This window comes from Carnobacterium sp. GW821-FHT04C06 (assembly GCF_059420345.1).
The window spans coordinates 1-24550 of the sequence record NZ_JBWKTN010000008.1 but is presented as its reverse complement, the minus strand read 5'-3'; the positions used below and the strand labels follow the sequence as shown (position 1 = coordinate 24550).

The window sequence follows — 24550 nt, the reverse complement described above, 5'->3', positions numbered from 1 at the left end:
TCACATTCCAACTCCTTTTTAAGCTTCAGTATCTTTATTATTATTTAATCTTTTCTGTTTTAATTTTTTTCTTTTTAATCTTATCTCTGCTTCTCTTTTTTTCTTTTTCTTTGCTCTTATACGAGCTTTCCTAATTAATTCTTTTTTTCTTTTTTTATATCGTATAAAAACAATAATAGAAGTAATTAAAATAATTGAGATTATAATAATTAAAATGACTAACCATATATTATTTTTAGTTGTTTTGACTTCAATAGCCTCTTCATTTAATTTTTTACTCTCTTTATCAGATATTGAGAAATTTTTTTTAAAAGACCATTTTTCATCTCCTGCCGATGCTTCTATAGTCGCTTCATATTCTCCTGCTTTCAATTCATTATTTGACCATGACACTGGAAAATCAAAATTTGAGTTTGGAGCCATTGATAATGATTCTTTTGATTCTTTATGCAAAACCTCAGTTGATCCTTTTTTTGATATTGATGCATCAACTTTTAATCCATTTATAATAGTCGCTTCAGTATTTTGCAAATTTAATGAAACGGCTGTTCGATAATTTAATAACATTGGCTTTACATCATTTAATTGAATCTTTGGAGTAACTGGATCTTCAGACATCTTTAAAGAAGCCCCAATAACAAATGAATATTCGTTTTTTATTTGCACTCCTTCACTACTTTTTGAATCTTTAATAGAACCTGTATCTTCTGAGACTGAAAAACCTCCTAAAATTGTTCCATTAAAAGATTCTTTTGGCATATGTAAATTAAAGGTGACTTCTTTACTTTCATCTGCCTGAAGTGTTACTTTTTGTTCTTTATCAATTAAAGTTGTAAATGGATAAACTAGTGAGGAATCATTTTTTATATCTCTTTTACTATAATCAATTACACCGTTCTGATTCGTAGTAGCATTTGTCGGAGTTACATTAACTGTAATTGGTTGTTGGCTTGTATTTTTTATTGTTAAGGACAATGATTGTTCTTGATCAGGAAGAACTTTTAGATCAAAATATGATTTAGAAGTGTCAATCTGATTTTCGGGAATATTTGCCTTTACTGAATAGTTGATACCTTCAGCAAAAGATTTTTCTCCATATAAAACGAGAAAACTACCTACTATTCCCATTATAATAATTAATTTTTTTAAATTCATATGTTTCCCAACTTTCTTATTTTTAATGAGTGACTGAATAGTAGGCAGCTTTCTAATAATATGCCTTATTTTATACTATTTATCTTACTTAGGTGCATCTAATAATTCCCAAGTGATTGTCGCTGTATAAGTCGTATTTGCTTCTGGTGAACCAGCTGGTACATTTAAAACGGCATTTGTATTTTCTGCTTTTCCATCGCCTGCTGGGTAAGTTGTTAGCCAAGTGCCTTTACCTGCTCCTGATACAGAAACTGCAACTGTTTGTTTACTTGAATTAAATGAAACTATTGAAGCTCCTTTTGGTGCATCAGATGTTGTTGATGTACTTGCTGATTTTAATTCAGGATTTTTTAACGTTAATTGAGCGCCTTTTAACACAGATTTACTCTCAGATATAAAATCAGAGATACTTGCTTGTACAGTCCAACCAGCTCCTGTACCACGTGTATCTGTTACTTGAATATAAGGATCTGCATTTTTAGCATAAAATGTCATGTCTGAACCAGATACACGATGTTCCCCAAAATTAAAATTTGATACATAATCAATTGATAACGGACCAACGTTTCCAGTACCGTTATTATTAGAATCATTAGGATCAATCGGTAAAGTTGGGTTGGGATTTGTAGGATCTTTTGGGTCTAATGGTTTAGTAACTTGTCCAGAACCATCTGTTAAAGTGATACTTCCATTGCTTACAGTCTCTGCTTGACTTTGTGACGCAATTAATAAATTAGCAAATATGATAGATGAAACAATCATTACTTTCTTTTTCATTTTTTCTCCTCCTTATTCTGGTGCTTCCGTTAGTGTCCATGAAATGGTGGCTTTATACTCTGCTTTATAGTTTCCTGTTGGAACAAATAATTTCACTTCTTTTTGTTCAGCACCTTCAGCATTATTTTCAAAATTTACTGTCCATGCACCTAACCCTTTATCCTGAGATGCTGTTAACAGTTTTTGATCAGTATTATTGAGTGAAACTGAATTTGAGATAGGTTTATTACTATCAGATACAGCTGTAGCATTACTAGATGTTCCTACTTGACCCTGTGGTAGAGTCATAACTGCCCCCTTTAGAGTTCTAGAATTTTTATCAGTATCTTCACCTTTAAATTCAGTGATTCTTGCTTTTAATGTCCACCCGGCTCCAGAACCTCTACTATCTGTAACTTGAGCTCCCATTACTCCAGTTTTCCCATTAACTTGAGTTGATTCACCAATTACTGTTAATGCTTCTCCCGATATTTTAGCATTCGGAAACACAAAACTTGATACAGCATCAATTGTTAAAGGGCCTTTATTTCCTGTTGGAGGAATAGGTAAAATTGGATTTGTTCCACCTCCATTTTGATCTTGTGGCTCTAGTGAGAATATTGCATTTGAATCAGCGCTACTCTCTGCTTTTACTACTTGACTATTTAATAAATATGCATTGTAACTAAATCCAACTAAAACTACTAACATAATTTTTTTCATTTTTATTCTCCCTTTTTTCATTTTAAGACGGCGCATCTACTAATTGCCAATTCATTGTGGCTGTATAGCTTCCTGCATAAGCATTTTGAGCAATATCTTTAAGAGTTACTTTATTAGAATCAGATTCAAAAACATTTAGCCATCTACCCATCCCTTTATCTTTTGGAGCGTTCATTATATTTGCGTAAGAAGAGTTAATAGCTAAAGCTTTGGCTTCAACTCCAGTTGTATTATCAACACCATTGGTAACAGTACCTTTTGGGACAGATACTGATGCTGCTAGTTTTTTTGAACTATCCGATGTATTAATAAAGTCTCCAATTTTCACATTCAATGTCCAACCCGCTCCTGATCCTCGAACATCACGAACTTGAACACCTAATTTTTCATTATTTGTTGTTTCAGCTACTTTACTTGTTGTCCCAACTTTTAATGTGCCAAAATTAAATGAAGATACAGCATCAATCGTTAGTGCACCAGTACTATTTGTTGGTGGTTTTACATTTGGATCAATTAAACTTCCTGATCCGTCACCAGATACTACTGTTGTATTTGCTTGACTACTAGCATCGTCTGCTTTGACAATAGTTACCTGAGAAAATATTGCTAAACTGCTTAATGTTAGCACACTTGCTACAACTATTTTTTTCATTTTTATTTCACTCCAAATATTTATTTAGGTGCATCTTCCAAAGTCCAAGTAATAGTAGAAACGTAGTTACCTTTTAAACTCCCAGCAGGGATATCAATAGATACTTTTGAATCAGCAGATTCTCCATCAAACTTATTTACCCATGATCCAAGACCATTCTTTGATTCTGCTTTAAAAATAGTAGCATCTGTTGAATTTAAGCTAACTTTATTTGCTACTGGTTTTTCAGAGCTATTACCTTCATCACTAGATACCGTTCCTGATGGAATTGTTACCAATGCACCTTTTAATACGTTTGAAGAGTCTTTCGAATCAACAAATTCTGAACTTTTTACTGATAAGGTCCATCCAGCTCCAGTACCTCTTTTATCTGTAATTTGTGTGTTAGCATCTTTTGTTGTAGAATAAAACGTAGCTTTTTTACCAGTTAAATTTTGTGTACCAAAAACAAATGGAGATACATTATCAATTGTTAATTCACCAACATTTCCTGTCTTACCACTTGGATTTGTTGGAATTAAAGGGTCTGTAGAAGAATTTGAATCTGGGTTTAGTTCAATAGAACCATAAGAAGTAGCTCCTTGCCCATCAGAAGTTCCTTTTACCACCTCCTCAGCTTGACTAATTTGACCTGCTCCTAATAAGCTTAATAGCGCGATTCCTGAAATTAATATTGTTTTTCTCATCTTTACTCCTTCTTTCTATGTTTTTTATATTTTTTGTAGCAAATGTAACTAATCAATATTGTAATAATCAACAAACCAATATACAATTGGACAGTTGTTGACCGTTCTCCTGTTTGTGGGAAAATAGATTTGCTAGACTGATTTTCCCCAGAAATATTACTTCCATCACCTCCTAAACCTGGTAAATTACCAGCATTTATCTCGTTGTTTTCTGGTCTAACTTGAAAACTACTTTCTTTTTCCGTAAAAGTTATTCCAGCATTACTTTGTACAGTTTCAACTGGTGAATTTTCCATCGAAAAAGCTGAACTACTGATAGTCAGCAGTATTACTGAAATTAAGATCGATATTAGTATTAACTTTTGTACTCTTTCTTTTATTGTTATCACTTTTTATCTCCCCCTTTTTTATTTTTTAGAATATTTATCTTTTAATAAAACATATCCTTTTGAATGGACCGTTCTTATATATTCTCCATCTCTATCTTCTATTTTTTCACGAAGTCTACATATTAAATTTGCTAATTGTGTTCTTGTAACACAGTCGTCCTCATTCCACACGTACTCAATAAGTTTAGAATGCTCTACTATCCTCTCACTATTATCTAATAAACAGCCCATTAATCTAAATTCCAATTTAGTTAGATATGCTAATTTTTTATTTTTTATTAGTACAGTATGATTAGTTTTAAATAATTCAAATTTTTCATAATTTATTTTGCATCTTGCTCGGTCTAAGCATTTTTTTAAAACGTAATCAAATTTTTTTGATTCGCTATTTTCATTAAATACTTGGGTTACACCAATTTTTGTGTATACATAATCTAATTGGTTTAGCTCAATTTCTTTCTTTACGGTAATTATAATACATATATCTGATTGCTTAGTTACCGTATATATCCAATTACGAATAATAGTGTAATCATCAATTCCATCACTTAGAACAATTATAATAGATAGACCCTCTATCATATTTATTTTAAAGTTTTTTGAAGAAATTTTTTTTACTTTATATCCCAAATTTTGTACAATTCTTGCCACTCTATTATCATTATTTGAGGTGAAATTTAATACTCCAATTTTTATCAATTTTCTTCTCCTATCACTTGTTTTACTGTAAAACAGGAGATAGTTTTTTAATGACAGGTCTAGTAAGCTTCTAAATAAATTTGACGCTTTAAATGACGCCTATAAATAAAAAAAAAAGACATTCATTTTACAAAAATGAATGTCTAATAAAAAAAGCACTATATCAAATTTTTTACGTATATGTTATTAGTTTAATAGCCTCTCTTTTTTCTGAAAGAAAAGAACTGATATAAGTATCTAATGTCATTTTTATAGAATGGTGTCCCAATAAAGCACTTATTGTAGCTATATTGACACCTTTTTCTAAGCACCTTGTAGCAAAGGTATGTCGAAGACAATGAAAACGATAGTTTGGCATATCTAATTCATTAATAATTTTTTTAAACCAATAATTAATTAAACGGGGTTCAGCGGGGTTTTTTTGTCCAAAAACATAAGAACTTGAAGACGTTTCTTTTAGAATTAATAATTCTCTATGAACAGTTATTGGAATAGGGATTGAACGAATTGAGTAGTCACTTTTAGGGGAGCTTTCTACTATCATCGTTTTTTTATTTCCACCCTCATTTAAAGACGGTAAGCGTTGAATAGTCCGTCTAACATAAAGAACATTTGATGAAAAATCTATATCTTTCCATTTTAATCCGCAAATTTCTCCTATACGCAATCCTGTTTGTAGAGAAAGTAAAATAGGAAGACCTTTTGGATGTGATCTTGCAAAAACTTGTAATTTATTTTCTTCATTTTTAGAAAGAGAATGCACCAGACTATTTTTCGCTTTAGGAGTAGCAATTTGTTCACAGGGATTAGAATAAAGTATCTTTTTCTTAACGGCATCCTTTAAACATGAATTTAATACTTGAAAAATAACTTTTATTGAAGATGGTGCCAATAATTTTTCTAAATTTATTATCCACTGTTTAATATCGTTATAATTTAGTTTTTTTAACTGAATTTTACCAATCCATGGAAACACATGAAGTGACAACTTTCGGGAATAGCTAACGAAAGTACTCAATTTAACATTTTCTTTTATACTTTTTAACCATTGTTCAGACCACTGCTCTAAATTACCAGAATATTCATTGTTTGAATTATAATTTTGAAGATAGTAGAGAGATTTTATGTTAGTTAACTTCTCTTTTGTCTCGGTATAAGAATTGCAATATATATAACCATAATGTATACTGCCATCATCTTTTCGATTTTTTATATATCTCCCTTCCCATCGACCATCTTTCCTTTTGTAAATATTTTCTCCTCTTTTCGACATAAAAAACCTCCTTTACATTGACGGCTTATTGACGGCTTAAAAAAATAATTAGTCAGCAGCCTTTTTAAATTATATATGAAACAAAAAAAAAGTCCACTGTTTAATTATTTTTGAAAAATTGAAAATCATTGACAATATTTTTCAATTGGTATATATTGAAAATGTGAAAAAAAAACTATAATCAAATCCTTTAAACAAGCCTGTATATAGTTTTTCCTGTTTTACAGTAAAACAAGAAAAATCATTTTGTATAAACAAACAATAAATATATTCTGATTATATCAATCGCTAATGTCATAGGCATAATGTATACTATGTTTTAGATGTTAAAAAGTCAAGGAGTATACATAAAAAATATTTTTTTGTATTTTTTAATTACCATGTCACAATGTTTTATTTGTGTTAAAATAATTAAAAATTATCCTTGTATTTCTTTATTTATATACAGTATCCTGTTTTAGACCGATTTGTATATGGTTATCATAATCTTTATAAAAATTCACGTTGTCTATAACGATTAAAAAACAATATTGTTTTCCAATGTAACACTGAATCTAGTTATAAACTTGTCAAAAATCATAGACAATTTTAGATTAGTAATATGTACATTATTACGTTATTTGCATGCTAATAAAAAAGTAGGTACTTTCTCTCATTTAATTGTAGAGAAAAATACCTACTATTATATTTTACTAATCAAATAAACTGTTGTTCATTTTTTTTAATTATTTTGTAATAAATTATTAAAGCAACTGTTAAATATAAAACTGTAGCCAGCAAAGATGTTTCTATACCATATTGACCACCACTTAATAATGCTGATTTTGATTCAATTAAATAAGAAAAAAATGAAGTGCTTTCTACATTTGAAGGGACAATAGAAAAAATATTGTTTTGCTGACTAGCACTTAATAGATCCCAAAGTGAATGAACAGCAACTCCCGCCCATATACTTCCTGTAGCAATGCGTATCATAGTAAACATAATTCCTACTGATGTTCCTGAAACAAGCAATAAAATTGTGCTAAAAAAGTCTAAATGACCATTAAAAATATGAAGAGCAGCAAAGAGAAATGACGGTAGAAAAACAGCAATAGCAGTACCTACATATTTTTTTATATTTGTAAATAAGAAACCTCTAAAGATAACTTCTTCCGTTATCCCCGGAGCAAGTGCCCCACCTAAAATAGCAGAAAAAACAACCATTGGTACGTTCTCGATAGGGTTACTTTTAAACTGTCCTGAATTCAATAAAATTGTTATTAAATTAAGTGTTATAGGCAATAACATACCAATAAAAATCCAATTGATATTGATTTTTTTCAAAGTAACCCCTATGCTACTTAAGTCTCCTTGCCTAAATATCTTACTGACTATCCAAACAATAAATACACTTAAAAAAATATATATGGTTGGAAAGACAACAAATTCTAAATTATTATTAAGCGAACTACTAACTTGACCAGCTAATAATTGGCTGATTACAATAATTATTATACCACCAATCGACAACAAAACTGATTTTGAAACTTTAATAATTGACATAACATTTCTCCTTATTATTTTAAATTGTCTTACACTAATAAATTATCATACAAAAAAATAATTTCAATACAACTATAGTCTTGTTTTTTTTACTAAAATTTAACAAATTGAATTACTTACTGTGGATATATACTAATAAAGTAGACTGATTTTTTAATGATATACTGTTTATAAGTAGACACTAAAATGAAAGGAATGAGTTTAATGGCCAATTACAAAAAGTATGATGAAGAATTAAAAAAAGCCTTGTAAATCTTTACCACGGAGGGAAAACACAAACTTCGTTGTGTAAGGATTACGGTGTTTCCTTTACAGCTTTATCCCTCTGGGTAAAACAATATTCTGAAGTTCAAATTGAAGATGGTTCCATCCTTACTGCTAAACAGATTAAAGACTTACAGAAGAAAAACGCTTTATTTATTAGAAGAGGAAAACCTCATCTTAAAAAAAGCGATTGCCATTTTTACGCCACACTCAAACAACGATTAGATGCGGTTCATTTATTACGTTTTGATTATTCTATTGTGCGCCTTTGTAGAGTCTTAAATGTAAATAGAAGTACCTACTATAAACAATTTGACCCAACTCCTGCTCCTAGAACTGTTGAAAATCAACATCTTCGACAAACCATTTTTTCTATCTACATGGATTCTAAAAAACGATTAGGTGCTGCGAAAATAAAAGTTGTTCTTGAGCGTGATTTTGGAAATTTCATTAGTGTTGGACGTACCGATTAATGAAATCAATGGATTTGCCAAAAATGTCTACAGCTAAGCCAAAATTTTTATATGCGAAACCAAAGGTTACTTTAGCTTACTCAAATCACTTAAACCAACAATTCAATCCAACTGAAGCGAATCGAGTTTGGACGAGCGATATTTCTTACATTCCTGTTAATAAAGAGTTTGTTTATCTCTGTGTCATTTTAGATTTATTTCCTAGGAAAATTATAGGATGGCGCGTTCGTCCAACTGTGGAAGCTTCTTTAGTCCTTGAGACACTTGAAACAGCTGTGAATCAAAGAAAACCCAAGGAACCTGTTCTATTCCATACAGATCGTGGAACCCAATACTGTGCAACTAGCGTCCGTCAATTTTTAGATACACATAACCTTGTTCCATCTTATTCCAAAGCAGCTTATCCTTGGGATAATGCAGTAAATGAGTCTTTTTTTAAATATATGAAAAAAGAGGAACTAAATCGTAGGACATTTAGAACAATTCAAGAAGTTGAACAATCTTCTTTTGAGTATATACAGGATTTTTATAATTTAAAACGCCCTCATTCAGCAAACAATATGATGACACCAAATGAAAAAGAAAAAATCTATTTTGGCTCTACCTAAATTGTATCTGTTTTTGTGTCTACATTATTGACATCTGTCCACTATCCAATATCCCAAATAAATCAATAAAAAAAAGAGTAGTCAGTAACTTATAAGTTGCTGACTACTCTTCCTTTCATTTTTTCGAATACTTAAAAAGATAACAATTTTTTTCTACTTTATTGACATCTGTCCAAAATACTATTTCATGTTATTAGAAAATATTTTCATTTTTTTTAAGTGAGAAACGGTTGCTTTTTTATCAAGACTATAATCTATATTCCGAACTGCTGGCAGAATTGGTGCATATACATTTGCTGCAGATTTAACTATCATTTGACTGTCTAAGTCAAATAATTGAAGATTCGTTAATCATTCCATATATACTCCCTCTGCTCTTGATGCATAGTATTCCCAAAGATCTTGATACTTTTTTTGAGGCACGAATTTATAATCACTTATATTTACTTCAAAATTTTGTATAGTTTCTTTACTGAAATAGATGCGTTCATTCCTTAAATCTTCGCCTGCGTCTCTTAAGATATTAGTAATTTGCATTGCACACCCTAATGCTATCGCATCTTTAGTTAACTTTTTATGATTCTTTTCAGCTAAAATTGGAAGAATAATTTCTCCAACAGTTCCAGCTACCTGGTAACAATAATTGAAAAGTTCTTTATCTGTTTGTGGTTGTTTAAAATCCTGATCACTACGGATTCCTTTTATAAGTTCAAAAAATGGTTTTGAACTTAATTCAAAATGATTAAAGGAGTCTTTTAATGCTAAATATATTGGCTCATTAACAGTTGATCCAGATAACATCTTGATAAATTTTTTTTCATAGTTGTTTAACAAATTATTATCTTTATGAATATCTATGCTATCATCTAGCACTTTACAAAAAGCATAAGCAGCATAGATTGCGTGTCTTTTTCTCTCTGGGAGCTTACTAAAGACTAAACTAAATGATTTAGAATGTTCCTCAATAATTTTTTTACAATACTTATAGTCATTATTAATGTCTGTTCTAGTTGTCATCCTTCAAAACATCATTTGCAGTTATCATAGCACTTGTTAAAACAATAGGTACTCCAGCTCCTGGATGCACACTAGCTCCTGCAAAATAGAGGCCTTTACAAGATTTGCTTACATTTTGAGGTCTATAATAATTACTCTGCATTAGTGTTGGTTTTAGGCCAAAGGCTGCTCCATACATGCCATTAAATTGTTCTTTGATAGTAATTGGATTGAGTGTGGTTTCGCTAATAATATCACATTCAATGTTCTCTAAAGCTGGGATAGTCTGTAGCTTATTTAAAACTGCTGTTCTTAACTTGTTACTATTTTCTTCATTATCCCAATTAAACTTCGCTGTTTTCAGTTCTGGTACAGGGGTCAATACATAGACACTTTCCATATTTGTAGGAGCTAACCTTTCATCTTCAACAGAAGGAGTATATACGTATACAGAAGGATCTAAGGGGATCTCTCCATCAAAAATATTATCAATATTTTTATCAAAGTCTTCTGAAAAGATAACATTATGAAGAGGGATTTTACCTTTTAAATTACGATTTACTCCTAAATACAAGATATAAACTGAGCAAGAATATTCCATATTATCAATTTTTTTTGGTGTATACTTCCCTTTTGTTTTTTTGTTATTTATTAAGTTGTTCATTGCATATGGAAAATCTGCACAACAAATGACATGATCATGCGGATAAAAGTCTTCTCCTATTTGAATTCCAACCGCTTGGTTTTTTTCAATGACTATTTTAGAAACTGGAGAATTAACTTTTATCTGAACGCCTAATTCTAAAAAAAGTTTTTCCATACCAACTGCCATTGTCCTCATTCCACCTTCGATAAAGTGGACTCCAAACATCAATTCAATCATAGGTATAATTGAGTAGAGGGAAGGGCCTTGCTTTGGTGAAATTCCAATGTATAGTGTTTGAAAAGCTAACAATTTTTGAATTTTATCGTTAGAGACATATTTTTTTATTAATCGATCAGCACTATCAAATGTTTTCAGTCTCATTGCTTGGTAAATCATCATCGGATTATAAAAATCTAATGGCGAACGAAAACTTCTTTCAAGAAAATATTTACGAGCAATTTCATAACGTTTGTATATTTCTGTTAAAAATTCTAAGAAACCCGCAGTACTCCCTTCTTCCATTGTTTCTAACATTTTTTGAAGCTGTGCTAAATCACTTGAAATACTAATACAATCATTTTTAGAAAAATAAACATCTTAAATGGTAGTCAATTGTCTCATTGAGATATAATCATCAGGATTTTTCCCACAATATCGAAACACCTCTTGATAAACTTCTGGTATCATTACAATGGTAGGGCCTAAATCAAAAGTAAACCCATCTTTCTGTATAACATTCATTCTTCCACCGATTGATTCATTTTTTTCATAGATAGTAACTTGGTATCCTTTTGACTGTAGTCTAGCAGCGGTAGCTAATCCAGCAACACCCGCTCCGATAATTGCGATAGTTTTCATATTTTCTCCTCTATAAAAGGATTTGTATCTTTTATTATTTTATACTTAGATAAAAATAGCAAGTAAAATCCATTACTTTTGATTCTGATAAATATTGACAGTTTTACTTAAAAAATATTATTTATCAATAAATAATCAAACTACAATTTTGGGCTATATCATATCCCAATCAAACCAATTCTATAAAGCCGTAAAAAATGCGACAAAACCAAAAATAATACCAGGGAAATTCGCTATAGATAATGGCAAATCTCTAGGCTTTTTTAGTATTCCATATGCAACCCATAGTGAGCAGTTTATTCCAGCAACTAACGGCTGTATTGGATTTCCCTTTATTCCATTTAGATTATCCTTTATTTGAGGAATATAAGATACATACATCAAAATGGCTAAAATAGTTGCTGTCCAACTTAAATAATTGATAAATTCTCTTTTTTTCATAGTCATCTTCCTTCCAAAAAAATTTTTCACTGCTAATAGGTTTTAATAGTTAAGCTAACCTTCTAACTGTTTAATATAAAACTACATTTACGAATAAAAATAGAGCACTTACTATCAACTTATTTACAAACCTCATACTCTTTGTATATAATAAATTTTAAGTTTCACAACTATCAAAGGAGGACAATAATGCAATTTTTTAAATACAGCTATTTAGTGAATCAATCTCATTCAAATAGTTATCTGAAATATCTTGTTATATTATTTCTATTATTCTTTCTAGCCTTTGTTACTATCAAATATGCTCACAACAGAATTAACACAAAATATCGAGATTTAGGTCTTATTTTCTTTTTGCTTTTAATCTTTATCATTGGCTTACAATTTACAAATTATACTCAAGGACAATCAAATTTATCCCAGTTTTCTCAAACTGCTAAATTTGTAGAAAAACTTTCAAAAGACCAAAATGTTTCAACCAATGATATAGTGGTTAGCTCGTCATCCTTAGCGGACGAGATGGTCGTCAAAATAAAAAATAAATACTATCTAGTTAATTTTAATTCAGACTATTCAGCTTATCAATTGACATCTGCGAAACTTATGAATTCCAAAATACAATTAATCAAATAAAGGAGCTACCTCTATGGATTTATATTATTCTGCACTTCTTAAACTGGCACTAGGATTTATCTGTCTAATCTTTCAAATTAACCTATTAGGTAAAGGAAACTTAGCTCCTACTTCTGCTATGGACCAAGTCCAAAATTATGTTTTAGGTGGCATTATTGGAGGAGTCATTTATAGCGAAGACATCACGATTCTACAATTCTTTCTAGTTTTAATTATATGGACCATTTTAGTTTTTTCATTAAAATTTTTAAAGAATAATAATAAGTACATCAAAAGAGTGATTGACGGGAAGCCAATTACCTTAGTTAATAATGGAAAAATCGATGTAGAAGAATGCTTACGATGTGGAATCCCAGCCAATGATTTGTCTTTTAAACTAAGATCTTCAGGTATTTATGAAATTTCCACTATAAAAAAAGCAGTTATGGAACAAAATGGACAAATTACGATTATTGAATATGGAGATGAAAGCATTAAGTATCCCATTATTATAGATGGACAAATTAACGAAGATGTCTTGGATTTGATTAATAAAGACACCCTATGGCTTGAAGAAGAGATAAAAAAAGAAGGTTATCAATTAAATCAAATCTATCTGGCTGAGTATCTATCAGGTGAAATTAATGTTTTCCCTTATCCTGATTTAAAATAAACTTTATTTACTTTTTAAATCAAATACTCAAATTTATTATTTCATTTATTTTCTAAAAAAAAGGTATTCGTTAAGCATGTGAACTTAGCGAATACCTTCTTTTTATGTTTTACTGCACTCTACTGTTATCTACTTTATCTTTTACATTTTCAGTTGTTTTTGAAGCTACAGCTTTTACTTTTTCAGTTTGTTCTCCAATTGTATTTCCAGCTTTTTCAGTAAAATCACTTACGCGATCTTGAACCGTTACGGACTCTTCCTCGTATTGTTCTTTAGACTTAATGTCTACAACCTTCACATTAGCTTCTACTAAATTTAAGCCTGTCATTTCATTTACGTTTTTTTGAATGGTTTTGATAATCTTTTCAAATAATTCAGGAATGTTTCTTCCATACTCTACAACAATATCTAAATCTACAGCTACTTGTTTTTTCCCTACTTCTACATTAACTCCCGTAGTGGTCGTATCTGTATTTACAAATTTTTCCGCTAAATTTGAAAAGAAACCACCATCTACTGTCAATAACCCATCCACTTCTTCTAAAGAAATGCCAATAATTTTTTGTAATACTTTATCCTCATACGTTAATTCTTTTGCAATTTCTTTCGTTTCTTCATTTTTTTGATTTTGTTTTGTCAATTCTGCCATTTTTAAAACCCCTTTTTATATTATTTTAATTTACTTAACAAACCTGTCTTCTTTAAATACCATCCTATACCGAATCCCACAATTGTCATGATTAATAGTAAAATGGTTTTAAAGAATCCTAGTGTTAGAAATAATAAAGCTATGATAAACCCTATTAAAGCGCCTATTACAGCAAACTTATTGTTATAGATAATATCTTTCATCTATTTTTTTCACCACCCTACGAGACTCTTTTTTTACTAGTAGTCGTCTTGTTTTTATTTTGGTTCGGCTTCAGTATTACCTTCAGTCTTATCTTTTCTGACTCTAAGCCTAAGATCGTTTCCATATCCTCATGAAGTTCATTTATAAATAGCCTACTTTGATCAGGAAGATTCGGAACATTTTGAATGGAACCCAAAATTTTCGCAGTGATTTTTCTTTTTTTCGTTTTAACCTTTACTTTAGTGGTTACCTCTTCAAAGAACTTTTTTTCATTTGCTTTTATTAATATGATAGATTCTATTGTTTTACGCTGAATGGCTAATGAATTAGGTTGCTCTGAATTTAAACGTAACAGTTTCTCTTTTTTAGGAACAACTATGCTTAAAATAAATCCTAGAATTGAACATACTAGTAATAATATGGAAATCCAAAATAATAAAAGCGAACGATAGAATATAAACTGCTTATTGCTAATGGAAAATGAAAAATCAAAAGGATTTCCGACTGTGTATTGAAAGCGAATACTACTATAAAACGAAACGATTAGAATTAATAGTGAAAATAGTCCTAACATAAGTTTCTGCCACTTCATCAATTTTATATCACCTCCTATTATGAAAATAAGATACCAAAATAAATTCATTATTTAAATAGAAATGTGGTATTCGCTGATTTTTTTATCGTATTAGTAGTCTATAATAGTTTATAGGCTAAAGGGATGTTATTAACACATAGATTTTGGCACAACTATCTGCTCAATTTAAATACTAACATTGAAAGTTGATTCAACATATTTATATAATACTAGAAGGGACCGTTTTTAGCACTACAATATCTACAAACTATCCTTATACTTAACTACACTTATCGATCTACTTTTGACAGTAAGAAGTGACTAACTCAAACTCTTAATTTTGTAACGCTGCTCACACACTATCAATACTTATAAGTTTTGATAGTCTTCTCTTGAAATGAGTTACTCAAAAAAGTTCTTTAATCTCATTTTCATTTCCTCAATTTTATCTTAATTTTCTGCTTTATCTTTTTTAGATCTTATATATTTTAGTAAGTTTGATAGCTCATATTCTAATCCCTCTAATTTAACAAAAGGAAATTCTTCTTTATTTCCGTATTTCTTTTTAATGTTTTTTATAAGTTCAATGTATAGTTCTATTTGCTTATCATCTCTTACAATTTGGTACTGACAGTTATCTGAATTTGCAAAATATTCATACGTCCATTCTGTTTCCTCTTTTTCTTTCTGAGAAAAGTACTCTTCAGCATCATTTTCATCTCCTCCACTAAAAGAATGGACTCTACTCATTTGAATTATAGGATTTTTTCGTAAAGCAAATTCTTTCATCTTATTTTCTAAATTTTTATCATTTATATCTTTAATAGGAATAAAGTTTTTAGAAAATTCACGAAGTCGCGAAAACGTTATGGGTGACATATTATCAAAAAGAAAGGTTAATAATTCATTAGTAAATTTTGATCGTTCCCACTTTTCTATATCGTTATCATTCGAAACAGAATTGCCCGAAGTATTTATCCAGCTTTCAAATAAATTAGCAATAGCTTTTTGTTTATGTGAGTTACCTTCTTGCTTATCGTAATTCAATTCTTGAGGTAATATTTCATTCAATTTGTAAATATTTTCAATATTTGCTTGAATATTTTCAATTAATTTTAATCCATTTTCCTCAATGAATTTAGAAACAACTACATCAGATTTTTCTTTAATAAATTTACCAAGACCTTCATTAAAATAGTAAATGAGCGTTCTATTTTTATTTTTTATACTTTGACTACTATATTCATTGAATAAATCTTTACGAGAAAAATTCAAGAAAAGATTAGATTCACTTATTTCTTCTTCATACATTTTATCTAACTCCTGATAAATAAAATCAGATAATACCTTTTGTGTATATATTTCAACTTTAACATTTGGTACATACAGCATTAATAGCTGATTAATTGCATCTGAATTTTTGTTATTCTCATAATTTACAATATACGTTTCTAATAATTTTTTTTCATCCATTCCTTTCCGTTCTTCTTCTGTATCCCAAATAATTTTCCATGTGTAAATACAATCTTCTATTGTAGATATATTCTCGAGATATTCAAATCTTTTTTGGTTACGATAATTATGCATTCCATTTCCTTTAGCAATAATCCACTTGTAACAGTTAATTAATAATTGAACAACAAAATATTGACCAATAATATATAATGCTAAAGCAATTGGTCTCAAAAATATAAAATTCCAAAATACTAGAGGTATTGTTATTAAAGACAGTCCTACAATAGTTTCTTTCATATTTATTACATTATTAAAAATCACCATTTTATCCCAAAAAAAGGAACTATCTTTTGAATTCCCATTATTTTCCATCATAAAGATTGCTAATGGAATAAGTAATGCAATCACAGTTGCTGAAAGAGCGAACAGTGCATCAACCTCTATCCCATCAGTAATCAAACTACAATTGAAGTAAATCTCAGCTAAAAATTCCCCATTTATTGAATTCCAAATTATTCTTAAAAATAACTCCAACATTTTCCTTCTCCTAACTTATCTTATATAGATGCTTTTTTAATGAATTTATTTTACAGTGGAACAACAAGAAAAAGCCTTTCAATAGAACGGCTCTTTCTTGTCTAATTAATAGTTAGCTAATTCACTTTGTGAGTTTACGTTTATAATTGACGCCCCACTATGAATACGCTGCATAAGGGTAGCCATTGTTCCTGTAGGTACACTTACACAACCAGCTGTTGGCGCACCATTATCACAATGTAAGAAGAATCCTGAGCCACCACCTACACCATTATTATAATTAATAACGATTGCATATTGATATTGTACAGGGTAATCACTTAAATGTTCATCTGCTGGGTCAGAAGAAGGACGTTCTTGCCATGTGTTATACATCGGGTCATTTACATTACTTATCCAATATGAATTTGGAGTAATCGCTCTAAACGGTAGTTGAGTACCTGGGTTACTTGTACCAAAAGCGAATCCTAGAGAGTATGATCCTTTAGGTGTTCTTGATACAGTTTCGCTAGCTGAACCTACCCCCATAGATCCCACATGTCCACCGCTGCTTAAAACAGTTTGCCATTGACCACCATTTTTTTCAAATAAATATACTGTTGCGCTTGATCCATTTGCAACTACACCTACGATCTGATCAGTACGTTGTCCAGTAGGTGAACTTGCAATTAGTCCTTCAATACCACCTTGTTGAGAAGGGGCCTGAGATGCAGAATTTCCTGTATTTGCTGGACTATTTGCTGAACTTCCTGTTGAATTTCCGTTTGAAGCTCCGTTGCTTGCAGAAGTTGAATTTCCTCCAGTGCTTGCGCTAGATCCTGAAGCTTCTTCCTTAGTTGCTTCTGTTTTCTTTTCATCTTCTACTTTAGCTTGTTCACTTTTTTCTTTAGATTCTCTATCATCAATTGATTTTAAAACTAATTCAAAATAGCTATTCAAACTATCTTTAAAGCTATCACTTGATTGAGAATCAAGCTTTGCTTTTAAGTTATCATAATCTGTACGAGATATATCAGTTTTCACTTCTTTTTTTTCAAAGTCATTAAACATTCTCATCAATGATTTTTTTATTTCAACTTGTTGATTAGCAGTATCAATTTGAGTCGTCATATTTTTAACAAAAAGAGGTTTTTCCTTTTCCAATGATTTTAATTCTTTTGTTTCTTTAGAAAATTCTACATTCTCACTTAAAATTTGATCATTTTGTATTTTCTCTTTTATTGTAGATTGAATGGTTAACATTTCTTTTGCAAAATCAACTTGCTTTTCAATAGAACTAAGTGTCTTTTCTTCTTTAGTAGATAACGCTTTAGGATCTACATTTTTTATAGATTTCTTTGCTGCTTGTATTTTAATGTCAGTAATAGAATTAGCGAGAAGTTCTTTTTTATCATTATTGTATAATAACTCCATATTTTTTTTTGCTTCTTTTAATGATTTTTGTGTTTCTTGTTGTAACACCTCTGCTTGTGCTTGTTCATTTTTTTGATTAAAAACAACAATACCTCCACCAACTAAAACTAGCCCGCAAGCACCAACAACTAACCATTTTGTTTTTTTATTCATCAAAATTACTTCTCTCTATTTTAATTTTTAATATTTTGATCTTTAACAATTCTATATTTTTCTAATCTTAATAATTTTACCAATTATTTTTAAATCTAACAATAATAATCTTGAATTTGGACTGATATATTAAGTTTTTCTAACTTCACACACTTTTTTTAAGGTTATTGATTATTTTTTCCTATCAATTCTTGAAAGAGTACATCTTTTTCATTTTCCAGCTGACTTCTTTCTCTGTATAATTTGTTCTTCTTACTAGTAAGACTAATAATTTTATTTTCTAATCCCTGACTTTGACTATCAGATAATGCGGAATTTTCCATCTCTACACAAAGATCAGAAATGTGATTGTCTACTAATAGAATTTGTTCATCTATTGATTCAATATTTGCTTGTTGTTGTATTTTCATATTATTCTCCTTTTCTGTTATCCTTACTTTAATCCTAATTCTTTAAAAATTATTGGATGTTCATCTTTTAAATTTTGGTAATTCAATTCAAATTGTGCAGTTACAACATCATCTGCAAACTCAAAAGGATAATCAAAGGGTAACTCCCACGTGTAAAAAGAAGGGCTAAATCCACTATTCCTATCATAACAAACCAATAGCTTCATTTCTTTGTCTTCAATTTTTAAAATTTTGCCTAGTAATCCTTTTGAAGCACCTTGGTTAAATTTTATTATTTTTCCATAAATACTTGAATAATCAGTTGTATCAACCGTACTTTGCGTAAAATCAATTTCTTTTCCTTTTTTTAATCCATCATTAAATGCAGCTGTTACTTCAATTGGAGGAGAAACAGTCTTGTAAACTCCAAAATCTGTTGACATTGATTTATAACTATCCTCTACTTCTTTAGGAATTAAAACCATTAAATCAAATTCCTTCTTTAGTGCATGAACTTGCTCTTTAAAACGTTCATTAAGCCCTTCTAAAAACCCATTTATATAGCTAACTTTCACTGACTCAGTTACGTATCTAGTACGTTTTTTTTCAGTTTGTTTATAATGATAATCAATGTACTGTTTACTATGAAATAGCATGACTTCGTAGGCTAATAAATACATTTCTTTCGCCATTTCTAAGTCTCTTTCAAATCCATAGAACATGATTTTAGAAGTTCTATTTTTATTTCCATCTAATATTTTACTTCTATAAAAGACTTTTACCCTAAAGTTATCACCAATAATTGTAGCTAACTTTCTTTCCCACCAAAACATTTTTTTAAAGATTGTAACACTTTCTTCATTGATCTCCTCAACTATTTCAGAGTCGGACACATCCTCTTTACTGACGTTGTATTTCAGCATCAATTTTTGAGCTAACAAGAACGCTGACTGACTCTCTTCATCGTTTTTCCTATCATTTGCAATAGCTAAAAGGCCCTTTACCTTTTTGACAATTTCAGTATATTTGGAATCCATTAATTATTACCTCCACTTTTCTGATTAGCTTCATTGTTTTTTTGCTTTTCAACAATTGTTGCAATTACTTCAGTAATTAGTTTACTCATAGAGATTCCCCCTTGTTTACCTATTTTCAGCGATTAAGGCTATCAAATAACCGTATGCTGCTAATCCAGCAAGTAATGCAGTCACAAGTGTTAACCCTACTGTCAACAAGAATGATTTAAGCTTTTCAGCATTATTATTTTTTTCAAATACCGAAACTTTACGTTCTACATAAATGGATCCAACTTCTAAACGATCATCATATTTAACTTTAAGAGTCCGATCTTCAACCCAAAACCCTATAAGTTGATAGCCACTATTTTCAATTGATTCTACCGCTGCTTCAATCACTTTTTTATTTTTAGATTCATTTTTATAATAAGGTGTTGATTCAATTCTTTTCATTATTTTTCGTCTCCTTTACTTTCTTCTTCAAGTAAGTCTTCAATTTTCCATGACACTAAACCTATAATCTGAACAACTGCTACTTCACGAAGTTCATTTTCGACCTGAAAAAATGTAGAATGATTGATAATTGTTATTTCACTTCCATGTTTAACCACGAAACGTGTTAAATTTTCTAAAGATTTTGTAAGAGTATTTTTTCTAATTCCTTGAACAACTAAAAATTGGTTAGGAAGATCATCAAGAATAATTTTTTCTTTTACAAATTTTTTGAAGTATTCAGGAATTACAATCAATCCATCGCCTATAACCATTAACTTAGCCTCCTAGTATAATTGCCCTGTTTTTATGACATTTCTGAGCAAACTTTGAAACAGTCTTCTTATTTGTATTGTCGTGCCACTACTTACTCCGTTTTTCTCGTTATCAATTGCTCCATATGTTAAATAATGTATTTTGCATTTAACATTATCTAAATTGAAATAGAAAAGTGGCTTCTTTCCACTAGTGATTGATAAAAGATAACTAAAAGGTTTGTTATCGGATGGAAGTCTTGTAACCTGGTAAATAGATGGATTAATCGATAATAGCTTAATAATTTCAATTTCTTCCTTAGAATAATTCAATTTTCAAACCACCTTTACGATCATATTCGATTTTGAAGTGTTTGTTACAAAATGGAATAAATTTACTTGAAAAATTGGTTTTCAATTTATATACTATAGAAATTAAAGTTATCCAAAAAATTATTACTAAGAAAAAGAAAATGTACCCTGTCATCATATCTAATCAAACTCCTTTTGTTTTAGTTGTTTTGTTCTGTGATATAATAGAAACAATCAAACAAATTTTTGTTTGTTGTTTTGTGCTAGGAGTTGCGACCTCCTAGCTTTTTTTCTTTTTAATCAATATTTACTTACTCGATTGATCAATAAATTTAGACCCTCTTCAGTAGTAGAAAACCATTCTTCCCACATTATTATTTCCTTTTCATGGCCATAACTAACTTGAATTTCTGAAAACGTAATGTTAATTTGATTTTTTTCCCCGATACAAACGCTTCCTGTATATTTGTCTTTATAATCAAACATTGCATAACAGTAAGACTTAATTTCTAAATCGATGTTAAGTTTCTTTTTGAAGAATGGAATCAATTCGTTCATTATGATTTCTTGTTGAGCTTTACTCTCACTGATGTGATAGTTTCCTTTGTATTCTGATTTAAGCAACTCGTTATTTTTTAGCATCTGAAATTGTTTGTCTGTTAATAAAACATACTCTCTATCAATTTCTTTGTGTTTTTTTGTTCTAGTCCATTCAATTAATTTCATTTTCTCTTTTTTCACCTGACAAATTTTCATTTTATACTCCTCCCTATATATACGATATCGTATTTTTTACAGCGCTAATTCCTTTGTTTTTCTAACTCATACTCTTATTATATACGATACCGTATATTTTGTCAATGAAAAAAGATCTTTATTTTTTTCGCTCTATTTTTTGTACGTATTCAATACCTTCTTCAGTTATTAAATAGGTTTTTCCAAATTTCCTGTAGGTTCCTTTCAAGAAATTTTGAGGATGATTATTTAGCATTATTCTCAAATAGCTCTCATTTTTACCTAATTTTTTACTTGCTTCAGAAAAAGTCATAATTCTTGGATCATTTAATTCATACTTTTCTACCATTAAACCAGCTCCTTATCACTCTCCATTCTATACGATATCGTATTATTTATCAATTTATTTTTAAGTTTATCCATTTTCCTACAGTACAGTATTCTAAAAGGGCCCCAACAACAAGTTTTGTTGGGTGTGAAAAAATAAAATACCTTTTTAATTTTTCACAATAATATAGAACGCTTTTTTTGGAATCCAAAAAAATTTAACTGTCTATGGTGAAGCGCAGCGCACAGTCAAAGGAATGAGTCGAAGACGAAACGAATGAATGCGACGACCCTATACTGTAAAAAGTTCAGTATACGACCCACCTGGGGAGTATACTATCCTGAAGACCCCTTCAAAATTTCGGACAAGTTCCGATACTTTGAAGGATTTTTCAATTTTTATTTCATTCATAAACCAATGTAAATTCTTTTGTGGTCAATAGTATCATAAAATTGACTTAAATAATTTTCTGTAAGGTGTGATAATCCATCAAATCCTAGTTCTACAGCGTATATTCTTGCTTCTTTTTCTTCTAATGTTGATATATCATACCCCATTTCTATCATATCATTGGCTAAATCTATTTCCATTCCATTCAATTCTTGCGTACTCCATTTAGCTACTTTTGAAAAACCGTTATAGCGTTTCAAAAAATACCCTAACTCTTTCATTAACTCTCCATAATTTTTTTCATCTCTGTAATTTTTTAATAATGTTGCTTCCTCTTCTCCATCTGTATCCCAATTTTCTGAACCATATACAAATTTGTATTGGTTAGAATCAATTAAATATTGGTTGATTGATAAGCATCGATAAATTTCATCAAAATCTGATAAAAGTTCATCGCTTTCCACGTATTTAAGAGCCTGTGTTAAATCACCTAATTGTCTAGCTACATCACTATCCCAATCCTCTTCAAGAGTATTTATACATGGTATATTTTCCCAATCTATGCGATAAAACAATTTAGATTCAATAGGATTTCCATCTTCATCAAGTAATAATCCATTTTTTAAAAATGTTTCTCCAGTTGTGAGACCATACCCTAATCCTGAATAAGCACTCTCTATACTTTGCTCATATCGTTCACCCACTTCGGCAAGTAACTCACCTTCTTGCCCAAATTCATCCTCACTGTTGATTGTTATAATTGGGTATTCCTGTAGATAAGCTAGTTGCGTTCTGATTGATTTTTTTAGTATCATATTAGCCATTGTCTCCTTATTCTTAGATTATGTTTTCAATGTAGTTAGTTGTGTTTTGATTCTTCTATAATCCTATCAACCATAGATTCAAGTAATTTCTCTACACTTTCGTATGATTTGAAGTCAAATAATCCTTCATCTTCAATAATTTCAATATCTCCGACACTATCCCTGTTACCAATTAATAACTCTACTGCCTCACCTTGATTACCATCAATTTGACCTATTCCATTAACCCAAATAGTTAGTTCAACATAACCCTCTCTTTCTCCAATATCATTGGGTACTCTTAACTCTAGTAAATCTGTTCCTATTTCATAATTTGAAACTTTAAAATCGTTTGCCATCAATTCTTCTAAGCGATTGATTTTTATCATAACTGCATTTTTATCTTTCTTCATTTCAATTTCTCCTTATTTTTTAGAAAATGTCAGCGTAACTCGCTGACATTTCGTTAATTTCTGTCTCATTCATACTGTCAATATTTGGATAATCCTTTTTCATATTTTGATAAGCTATTTTTAGTTCACTAATAAAGTATTCTTCATCCTCAACCATGTCCTTAGCTACATTGTTATCATAATCAATTAATGAATGATTTTCCGTTGATTCAAAAAGAAAGTCATTTGCAAGAACATGTTCTACTTTGTTTATCAGCCCTTTTTTCTTAATCTCTTCAATTTTATTACCTAGCTCCTTTGCCATTTTTTCTTGTAGCTGTTCTCTTTCAATTTCTGTAATCATAACTTATTGCCTCCTTATTTTTACTTATGCTGTTCTTAAAATACCACCCATTTTAGGACGTATTCCAATTGTTCCAAATTCTGAAAAATGTGGAGCAGTTGTATTATTTACCCAAACAAACGCTACATTATTAGCTATATCTTCTCTATCGTACTCCCACTCATCTTGATTATTCGAAACAAACAAATAATCATAAAGTGTACCGTATTCTGTTTCACTTTTTACAATATGGTACACAACCACATTATATTCTTTTTCAAATTTGCGAATATCTTCCAATAATTTTTTCTCAATATTATAAATTATGGGATTAATTACTTTTGTACCGTTGATAATTAGGGAGGCTCTTTCTGAACAAAAGATACTATCCTTTTCTTTAAATTGTTCAATAATATTTCCCATCAAACTTAGTTGTTTCATTCGTTTTAGTGCTTCCTTTTTTTCTTCCATTTTTAAAACCCCTTTTAAATTATTTATTTTTAGATGTAAGAATTCAAACAGATAACTAATTTACTAGAGAGTGAAAAATTCCCTTTAGTGTTCTTATGATTTTTTTTCATAAGGCTTTTAGTTATTTTTTGTTTGATTGACCAGGTATTACCATGAAGAAACGTGATTCATCAAGGCTTACAGAATCTCAA

The 24550-nt window shown here is 30.0% G+C and carries 30 protein-coding genes and 1 pseudogene; 3 read left to right on the top strand and 28 right to left on the bottom strand.

Going from position 1 to position 24550, the window contains the following annotated elements; all coding sequences use genetic code 11:
• Positions 1-18: 18 nt before the first annotated feature.
• From AC07SW_RS12830 to AC07SW_RS12790, 9 genes are all read right to left on the bottom strand, one after another.
• Positions 19-1155, bottom strand: a complete 1137-nt coding sequence (locus AC07SW_RS12830) for a WxLIP family cell surface protein (RefSeq protein WP_494633066.1) — start codon at positions 1153-1155, stop codon at positions 19-21.
• 84 nt (positions 1156-1239) lie between these two features.
• A complete protein-coding gene (locus tag AC07SW_RS12825; RefSeq protein ID WP_494633065.1) occupies positions 1240-1932 on the bottom strand; it encodes a WxL domain-containing protein in 693 nt (230 codons plus the stop codon).
• A 12-nt stretch (positions 1933-1944) separates the two neighbouring features.
• Positions 1945-2634, bottom strand: coding sequence for a WxL domain-containing protein (locus tag AC07SW_RS12820; RefSeq protein WP_494633063.1), 690 nt, complete (start codon positions 2632-2634; stop codon positions 1945-1947).
• A gap of 22 nt (positions 2635-2656) precedes the next feature.
• Positions 2657-3286 carry a WxL domain-containing protein gene (locus tag AC07SW_RS12815; RefSeq protein WP_494633061.1) on the bottom strand — a complete coding sequence of 210 codons (630 nt, stop codon included), beginning with the start codon at positions 3284-3286 and terminating at the stop codon, positions 2657-2659.
• Positions 3287-3306: 20 nt separating this feature from the next.
• Positions 3307-3972: a WxL domain-containing protein gene (locus AC07SW_RS12810; RefSeq protein ID WP_494633060.1), complete on the bottom strand. Its 666-nt coding sequence runs from the start codon at positions 3970-3972 to the stop codon at positions 3307-3309.
• A gap of 2 nt (positions 3973-3974) precedes the next feature.
• Positions 3975-4361 (bottom strand): EF2685/EF0750 family sortase-dependent surface protein, encoded by a 387-nt coding sequence (locus AC07SW_RS12805; protein WP_494633058.1) that lies wholly within the window; start codon positions 4359-4361, stop codon positions 3975-3977.
• Between the two features lie 18 nt (positions 4362-4379).
• Positions 4380-5060, bottom strand: a complete 681-nt coding sequence (locus AC07SW_RS12800) for a winged helix-turn-helix domain-containing protein (RefSeq protein WP_494633056.1) — start codon at positions 5058-5060, stop codon at positions 4380-4382.
• 172 nt (positions 5061-5232) lie between these two features.
• The gene (locus AC07SW_RS12795) at positions 5233-6333 is read right to left on the bottom strand and encodes a tyrosine-type recombinase/integrase (protein WP_494633054.1); all 1101 of its coding nucleotides are present in this window, start codon (positions 6331-6333) and stop codon (positions 5233-5235) included.
• Between the two features lie 696 nt (positions 6334-7029).
• Positions 7030-7878, bottom strand: a complete 849-nt coding sequence (locus AC07SW_RS12790; RefSeq protein ID WP_494633052.1) for a CPBP family intramembrane glutamic endopeptidase — start codon at positions 7876-7878, stop codon at positions 7030-7032.
• Between the two features lie 204 nt (positions 7879-8082).
• Here AC07SW_RS12790 and AC07SW_RS12785 point away from each other — a divergent pair.
• Positions 8083-9223, top strand: a pseudogene (locus AC07SW_RS12785) (IS3 family transposase).
• Positions 9224-9574: 351 nt separating this feature from the next.
• On the opposite strand, the gene AC07SW_RS12780 reads toward AC07SW_RS12785, so the two are convergent.
• From AC07SW_RS12780 to AC07SW_RS12765, 4 genes are all read right to left on the bottom strand, one after another.
• Positions 9575-10240 carry a phytoene/squalene synthase family protein gene (locus AC07SW_RS12780; RefSeq protein WP_494633051.1) on the bottom strand — a complete coding sequence of 222 codons (666 nt, stop codon included), beginning with the start codon at positions 10238-10240 and terminating at the stop codon, positions 9575-9577.
• On the bottom strand, positions 10230-11399 hold the full coding sequence (locus tag AC07SW_RS12775) for a phytoene desaturase family protein (RefSeq protein WP_494633050.1): 1170 nt from the start codon (positions 11397-11399) through the stop codon (positions 10230-10232). Before AC07SW_RS12775 ends, AC07SW_RS12780 begins: the two co-directional genes overlap by 11 nt.
• A 63-nt stretch (positions 11400-11462) precedes the next feature.
• The gene (locus AC07SW_RS12770) at positions 11463-11723 is read right to left on the bottom strand and encodes a phytoene desaturase family protein (RefSeq protein ID WP_494633048.1); all 261 of its coding nucleotides are present in this window, start codon (positions 11721-11723) and stop codon (positions 11463-11465) included.
• Between the two features lie 180 nt (positions 11724-11903).
• Positions 11904-12164 (bottom strand): SemiSWEET family transporter, encoded by a 261-nt coding sequence (locus AC07SW_RS12765; protein WP_494633047.1) that lies wholly within the window; start codon positions 12162-12164, stop codon positions 11904-11906.
• Positions 12165-12353: 189 nt separating this feature from the next.
• Here AC07SW_RS12765 and AC07SW_RS12760 point away from each other — a divergent pair, with 189 nt between their 5' ends.
• Together AC07SW_RS12760 and AC07SW_RS12755 are read left to right on the top strand one after the other, a co-directional pair.
• Positions 12354-12797 carry a DUF3290 family protein gene (locus tag AC07SW_RS12760; protein ID WP_494633045.1) on the top strand — a complete coding sequence of 148 codons (444 nt, stop codon included), beginning with the start codon at positions 12354-12356 and terminating at the stop codon, positions 12795-12797.
• Between the two features lie 13 nt (positions 12798-12810).
• Positions 12811-13449, top strand: a complete 639-nt coding sequence (locus AC07SW_RS12755; protein ID WP_494633043.1) for a DUF421 domain-containing protein — start codon at positions 12811-12813, stop codon at positions 13447-13449.
• Positions 13450-13558: 109 nt separating this feature from the next.
• Here AC07SW_RS12755 and AC07SW_RS12750 read toward each other — a convergent pair whose 3' ends face one another.
• The 15 genes from AC07SW_RS12750 to AC07SW_RS12680 all read right to left on the bottom strand — a co-directional run bounded on the left by AC07SW_RS12750 (position 13559) and on the right by AC07SW_RS12680 (position 24359).
• A complete protein-coding gene (locus AC07SW_RS12750) occupies positions 13559-14098 on the bottom strand; it encodes an Asp23/Gls24 family envelope stress response protein (protein ID WP_494633042.1) in 540 nt (179 codons plus the stop codon).
• Positions 14099-14118: 20 nt separating this feature from the next.
• A complete protein-coding gene (locus AC07SW_RS12745) occupies positions 14119-14301 on the bottom strand; it encodes a DUF2273 domain-containing protein (protein ID WP_494633041.1) in 183 nt (60 codons plus the stop codon).
• A 17-nt stretch (positions 14302-14318) separates the two neighbouring features.
• Entirely contained in the window at positions 14319-14894 is a 576-nt protein-coding gene (amaP, locus tag AC07SW_RS12740) for an alkaline shock response membrane anchor protein AmaP (RefSeq protein WP_494633039.1), read from the bottom strand.
• A gap of 432 nt (positions 14895-15326) precedes the next feature.
• The gene (locus AC07SW_RS12735; RefSeq protein ID WP_494633037.1) at positions 15327-16868 is read right to left on the bottom strand and encodes a hypothetical protein; all 1542 of its coding nucleotides are present in this window, start codon (positions 16866-16868) and stop codon (positions 15327-15329) included.
• A gap of 105 nt (positions 16869-16973) precedes the next feature.
• Positions 16974-18434, bottom strand: coding sequence for a L,D-transpeptidase family protein (locus AC07SW_RS12730; RefSeq protein WP_494633036.1), 1461 nt, complete (start codon positions 18432-18434; stop codon positions 16974-16976).
• 164 nt (positions 18435-18598) lie between these two features.
• Positions 18599-18844 (bottom strand): hypothetical protein, encoded by a 246-nt coding sequence (locus AC07SW_RS12725; RefSeq protein ID WP_494633035.1) that lies wholly within the window; start codon positions 18842-18844, stop codon positions 18599-18601.
• Positions 18845-18867: 23 nt separating this feature from the next.
• Positions 18868-19860 carry a DUF2786 domain-containing protein gene (locus AC07SW_RS12720; RefSeq protein WP_494633034.1) on the bottom strand — a complete coding sequence of 331 codons (993 nt, stop codon included), beginning with the start codon at positions 19858-19860 and terminating at the stop codon, positions 18868-18870.
• Positions 19861-19965: 105 nt separating this feature from the next.
• Positions 19966-20292, bottom strand: coding sequence for a hypothetical protein (locus AC07SW_RS12715; RefSeq protein WP_494633032.1), 327 nt, complete (start codon positions 20290-20292; stop codon positions 19966-19968).
• Positions 20292-20606 carry a hypothetical protein gene (locus tag AC07SW_RS12710; protein ID WP_494633031.1) on the bottom strand — a complete coding sequence of 105 codons (315 nt, stop codon included), beginning with the start codon at positions 20604-20606 and terminating at the stop codon, positions 20292-20294. Before AC07SW_RS12710 ends, AC07SW_RS12715 begins: the two co-directional genes overlap by 1 nt.
• Before the next feature lie 591 nt (positions 20607-21197).
• The gene (locus tag AC07SW_RS12705; protein WP_494633030.1) at positions 21198-21653 is read right to left on the bottom strand and encodes a hypothetical protein; all 456 of its coding nucleotides are present in this window, start codon (positions 21651-21653) and stop codon (positions 21198-21200) included.
• Positions 21654-21771: 118 nt separating this feature from the next.
• Positions 21772-21981: a helix-turn-helix domain-containing protein gene (locus AC07SW_RS12700; protein WP_135019000.1), complete on the bottom strand. Its 210-nt coding sequence runs from the start codon at positions 21979-21981 to the stop codon at positions 21772-21774.
• A 386-nt stretch (positions 21982-22367) separates the two neighbouring features.
• On the bottom strand, positions 22368-23174 hold the full coding sequence (locus AC07SW_RS12695; protein WP_494633028.1) for a hypothetical protein: 807 nt from the start codon (positions 23172-23174) through the stop codon (positions 22368-22370).
• 35 nt (positions 23175-23209) lie between these two features.
• Positions 23210-23566, bottom strand: a complete 357-nt coding sequence (locus AC07SW_RS12690) for a hypothetical protein (protein WP_494633027.1) — start codon at positions 23564-23566, stop codon at positions 23210-23212.
• A gap of 19 nt (positions 23567-23585) precedes the next feature.
• Positions 23586-23909 (bottom strand): hypothetical protein, encoded by a 324-nt coding sequence (locus AC07SW_RS12685; RefSeq protein WP_494633025.1) that lies wholly within the window; start codon positions 23907-23909, stop codon positions 23586-23588.
• Between the two features lie 24 nt (positions 23910-23933).
• The gene (locus AC07SW_RS12680) at positions 23934-24359 is read right to left on the bottom strand and encodes a hypothetical protein (protein ID WP_494633024.1); all 426 of its coding nucleotides are present in this window, start codon (positions 24357-24359) and stop codon (positions 23934-23936) included.
• Positions 24360-24550: the final 191 nt, after the last annotated feature.